Below are 5,561 nucleotides of genomic sequence, written 5' to 3'. Positions count from 1 at the left end.
CAGCCGATCACAATAAATGAGTACATCTATAATGATGAATTTCTTTCAGAAAGCCAAACAAATAGGTGCTACTCATCAGGCTTTGAAATTACCGGCGAGAAAAATGAGTCGCTAAACACAATGTACATCACATTCGATATTGTTTATAATGTGGGTAGTACCAATGATGAGGAAGTTGTTACCCACACTGGTCCGGGTAAGTACAGCATCGCCATTTCATTTGAAGAAGGTGGAGACGTATTTATTTCTTACAAAAGTTCTTGTCAGTTTAACTTCGAAAGTGAAGGCTTCGACGCTGATGTAACTTCCTTAACTGATTTTTTAAGGGATTATCAAGCGCATACCAGATCATTTTTTAATCAATACGGACATAAGCCCTTAATCGCAATTGAAGAAGAAACACGAAAACAACAGCCGCTACTGGCCGATGCCGAAATAGCAATCGAAAACTTACGGGCGAATAATATGTACGAGTTTTAACGCAACCTGCTTCAGCTATAAAAAGCACTTATCTTGCAAAACGTCTTTATTAAACTTATCTCCGGTATATTATCTATCCCACCACACCCTAGCAGTAAGTACATCACCTCCAGCTATTCTGGCTACAGCATCTTTATAATTTTGGGGGTTGTTCAGCACCTCTGTTGATAGGTAGATCATCCTGCGGGGAATGGTGCCATTGGTAACGTTGCCTTTGTAATTTACGGGAATAAGCTTGGGATAATCGCTCCTTTTCCAGTTTAGCCAGGCTTCTATAAAATTAAAATCCGTTCCTGTAGTTACCCAGTATTGTGTATTGATTGCGCTTAGTGCATTTTGTGTACTGCTTTCATCAAGTGGATTCAGGTTTACGAATGCAGTGATTTTATTGGCATCAACCGCAGCTAAAGGATCCAGCTGTGCAAGCGATTGGATTGCGCCGGTTAAGCCATTGGTGTAGTGCAGGTTTGCAGTTCCGCTTATATTCCATCCTCTCACTTTAGCTTCTGCAAGCAAAAATTCGATTTCTGCGTAACTCAGGATAAAAATTGGGCCACCTAGTTTAAGGTACATCGCGGTGCGTGGTCTGGAATACTTTCCGAGCGGGGCAAGGTCACTTCCGCTACCTGTACCACCCGGATAGTTTGGCGAACGACTGATATCGGTGGTTCCACCCTGTAGATCGTATCCATTTGGCATCCCAAGCTGAACAGCTGCATCGGTATTTCCGCTTAAATTCTGATCTGCATTTTTGGCCAATCCATCTTTCGGTACTTCACCTATCACTTCCAACCTGGGGTCGTTGGTATTTTTTAACTGATCAATTAGGGTTTTACTCCACCGTACTTCCAAATAGTCGGAAAATGTTCTTAAAGCAAGCGATGTCCCATTTTGGCTGTTAAAAGAAGAAGCATCGGTTAAAAGAATCGCATTGTCGTTAATACTGTTAAAAGTTTTGCCTGCAGCCTTTTCGGTCCAAATTCTGGCCTTCTCAGGATCTACTTTCGTTAATCGCATGGCAATCCTAACCATTAACGAATAACCAAATTTTTTCCATTTACCGATATCGCCTTTATAAAAAAGATCAGCACTTGGTCCGGGTTTTTCGATATCCAATTGCGCGGTAGCCGTTTCGAGATCGTTCAGCATGTGGGTATAAATATCTTCCTGACGATCGTAAACGGGATATTTAACACCTTGCATCGCTTTAACAGCCTGTGTATAGGGCACATCACCATAAGTATCGGTAATCCGTTGCAAAATCAATACGAACATAATATCACCAATCGCAATCAGGTTTTTATAGGCCGCTGGATCTTTTAATCGGGCCAGTCGTTGCATCTCTCTGATGTAAGAGGCATCAGCATAACCTTCATCAAAAATACGACCCTGATAATCGGTAAAACTGCCCACGTTGATGTATTTATCACCATTGTTGTAATAATAATAAGTTGAGGCAAGCAACTGCATCATGGTACTCTGATACAAAAGCTGATAATAGCCCAGGTTGGCGTATTTTAACTGTGCCTGTGCGAGTAGACTGTTTGGATCGTAATTGTCTTCTGTGAGTTTTGTTGGATCGGTATTGATTTCGTCCAGCTTTTCCTTAGAACAACTGCCCATTAAAGCCAGGAAAAAAGCACCCAAAACACACAACTTTCTCATGGCCATCTTATTTGAATTTAAAATTAAAATTAACCCCAAATGTACGTGTTGCAGGCAATGAAGCCCCTTCTATCCCGGCATAACCCAATGTTGGCGAGAACTGCGATTCAGGATCTATATTTTTAGTGTATTTAAGCAAAGTAAACAGGTTCCGCGCGACCATATCTATCCCTATACTACTAAAAGGTGTTCTTTTTAAAAAACGTTCGCTAAAAGAATAACCTAATGTGGCCTGCCTTAGCTTGATAAAACTGCCATTGAGTACCGATAATGCAGAAATATTGGTGGCCAGTTCAGGGTAATAGGCATAAGCCGGAACATTAATCGTGTTCTTCTGCCCATTTTCTAACACGCCATCGGCAACAATCCCTGTCTCCCTACCCAATAAAGTTGCCTTGTTTAAGCCAAGTACATAACTGTAATATTCTGTTGCGGATAGGATTTTATTGCCAAAGCGATAATCGATCAAAAAGGAAAAACTAAACTGTTTATAGCTAAAACTGTTGCTTATCCCTCCATATAAAGTAGGCATGGTGCCGCCCATTGGAATAAAATTACCCCGTTTAGGTATGCCATCCGATCCGATAATGATGTTTCCATTAGCATCCCGCAGATATAACTGATTGTTTTGCATTAATAATTTCGTTGTGGGTTATGCGGTTGAAATAGGTAAAATCGACATCCAAACGGCTATTGAAAAATTTAAGGTCGAGGCCTGCCTCTATTTCATTTAGGGTAAACGGTTTTAAATTGTAATTGGGTAAATCTCCTGAAAAACCACCTACAGGCACACCATTTACCTGATTATCTACGGTATAATAGATTTGCGTGGTGTACGGAACAATGGGCTCGCCACTGGTTTTGGCAAAATCCAACCGCAATTTACCAAAATCGAGACCCTTTAATCTCAGCAGATCTGAAAAAATAAAACTGCCCGATACACCGGGTACAAATATGCCCCGGTTGTTAGCAGGCAAGGTAGAATAGATATCATAACGCCCGGTAACGGAGAAGTTAAGATAACGCTGATAGCTGAGATCGGCAGTGTAATAAGCCGATTCGGTTACAATTCTGGATATGGCCAATGTTTTGGTACTGGTAATCAGATTTTCTGGCACATACAGATATGGCACTTTAAACTGCGATCCTTTCAGTTTTTCGGTATTGCCCTTTCTTTCGCGATAATTTGCGCCCATTGAAAATTCGAGGTTCAATTTATCGCTCAGGTTTCTGGTTGCACTAAACAAAATATCGCTATTAAGCTCTGAAGTATGGTTTTGATCATAGGCATTTATACCGCCCTGCCTGTTAATGGAAAATGCAGTCCCTGTAGGTAAAACACTCACCACTTCATCTTTACTCGAATCGTAGCCAATTCTGCCCTGCAGTGATGCCCAGCTGGCCAACTTATATTTTAATACGGCTGATGTGATATAACGGTTTCTATTGGCATAATCGGCCTGTTTGTTCATTAAAAAATAAGGATTGGTTTTATATTCATCCGCATTCCACCGCGTTTCAAAACCTGTTTCAGTATCAAAACCAGGGGCTAAGATCGATTGATCTAAACTGGTTGCTAAAGCTGAAATCCCATAATTTGCATTTAAAGGGCCATCACTGAGGTAACTTTTGTTTTTGTTCCTTTCGTAAATGTAGTTACCGGTAAAGCTCAACGATATTTTAGAACTTAGCGCTACTGTACAATAAAAATTTAACGTTTTACGGTTTAGGGATCCATTGCTTAAAACAGAGTTGTAATCTAAATTAGAAACCGAAACACGATAGTTGTTATTGGTATTTCCACCAACCAGCGATAGTGTATTAATAAAGGCTGGAGCGGTGCGGTAAAAAGTCTGGATGTTATTTTTAACGGGAGCATAAGGGCGCATAGAACCATCTACCTGAGGGCTTAATTTACCGTCCATAAGTTCTCCCCAGCTCAACAAACCCGTGGTAATTGCATTGTACAGATCGGCAGGACGTTTATTTTGTGTACCCTGACCGTACAAATATTGAAAATCAGTAGAATTAACCGGCACATCGAAGGCCAGGTTTGCATTGTACTCCAGCCTTGGTCCGGTATTTTCTCCACCGCTTTTCAGGTTGATGAGGATTACACCATTTGCAGCCCTTGCGCCATATAAAGCCGAAGCGGCCGACCCTTTCAATATCGTAATGGTTTCAATATCATCTGGGTTAATGTTACTAATGCCATCGCCATAATCGGCCCCGCCATATTCATTTGCACTTCCACGAATGCTGTTATCAATGGGGACACCATTTACGATAAATAACGGAGAGGCAGCAGTCATACTGGAAACACCACGGATGAGTATGCGTGCCGCAGATCCCGGACCACCGTTTACACCAGTAATGTTAARTCCCGCTACCCTACCCTGTAGCGCCATAATCATATTACTTTCTCTTGCCTTGATGATTGAAGAACCTTTAATGGTAGTTAAGGCATAGCCAACTTTATGATTATCTTTTTCGATACCCAAAGCCGTAATTACAACCTCTTTTAAAAAACGGACACTATCAGAATCCATTTTTCCTTCGGTATTTTTTCTGATTACGATTAAATTATTCGGCAAAAGAGAATAGGTATAATCACTATTGCGCAGCAATTGATCGATCACCTTTATGGCCTCCTCTTCTTCTACCTTGATTGATACCTGATGTTTAGGGATTTTAGATTCACTATAGGCGAAATGATAAACAGTTTGTTGTTGTATAGCTTCAACAACCTGCTCAAAATTTACTCCGTTAAAATTTAAGGTTACTTTAGTTTGCGCATTGCTACATAGCGGAAAAATCAATCCAATTAACAATATGATTCTCTGCGCACAATTCATGGCTACAAATATACATTGCTTAACTGTTTGTCCTAACGGTAGATATAGACATTTTTCCCCTTTATCGAATAATTGAAATTTTCGATCAGTTTTAGCACATTTAAAGCTTCGGCAATGGTTTCTTTATCTACATGTCCGGTAAATTTCGCCGTTTTAAGATCAGCTTCTTTAAAGGTTATTTTAACATCGTACCACCGCTCAAAAAGCCTGGCAATTTCATCAAAACAGTTGTTTTTATAGATGAGTTCGTGGTTTGTCCATGCGGTTTCCATTACTTTGTCGGTCCCTGTTCCACGATAATGGGTGAGCTGGCTTAAATTTGGTTTGCTACCCACCAAGGTAAATTTATCGTTTGGCTTTAAGATAAAAGTTTGCTTGGTGTTATTTTTAAGCGAGATAGCAACGCTTCCTCTAATTAAGGTAGTTTCGGTAAAAGCATCATTCTGGTAAGCTTTAACATCGAATGCGGTACCCAGTACTTTTACGGCCAATTGCTYGGTGTGCACAATAAAAGGGTGTTTAGGATCTTTTTTAACATCAAAAAATGCCTCACCAGATAAG

5 protein-coding genes are annotated in these 5,561 nt (G+C 40.4%); 1 reads left to right on the top strand and 4 read right to left on the bottom strand.

Going from position 1 to position 5,561, the window contains the following annotated elements; translation table 11 throughout:
* Positions 1-480: hypothetical protein (locus AC1DND_RS24395; protein WP_477585151.1), on the top strand; the 480-nt coding region annotated here is incomplete at its 5' end.
* 69 nt (positions 481-549) lie between these two features.
* Here the strand turns inward: AC1DND_RS24395 and AC1DND_RS24390 are convergent.
* The 4 genes from AC1DND_RS24390 to AC1DND_RS24375 all read right to left on the bottom strand — a co-directional run.
* Positions 550-2,145, bottom strand: a complete 1,596-nt coding sequence (locus tag AC1DND_RS24390; RefSeq protein WP_477585150.1) for a SusD/RagB family nutrient-binding outer membrane lipoprotein — start codon at positions 2,143-2,145, stop codon at positions 550-552.
* Positions 2,146-2,152: 7 nt separating this feature from the next.
* Complete coding sequence (locus AC1DND_RS24385) at positions 2,153-2,779, bottom strand: hypothetical protein (protein ID WP_477585149.1); 627 nt, start codon at positions 2,777-2,779, stop codon at positions 2,153-2,155.
* Entirely contained in the window at positions 2,745-5,000 is a 2,256-nt protein-coding gene (locus tag AC1DND_RS24380) for a TonB-dependent receptor plug domain-containing protein (RefSeq protein WP_477585148.1), read from the bottom strand. The genes AC1DND_RS24385 and AC1DND_RS24380 overlap by 35 nt, the downstream gene beginning before the upstream one ends.
* Positions 5,001-5,032: 32 nt before the next feature.
* The coding region (locus AC1DND_RS24375; RefSeq protein WP_477585147.1) for a FecR family protein at positions 5,033-5,561 on the bottom strand (529 nt) is incomplete at its 5' end.

The organism is Pedobacter sp. 01N416 (assembly GCF_056399685.1).
This window is presented reverse-complemented; position numbering and strand designations above follow the sequence as displayed.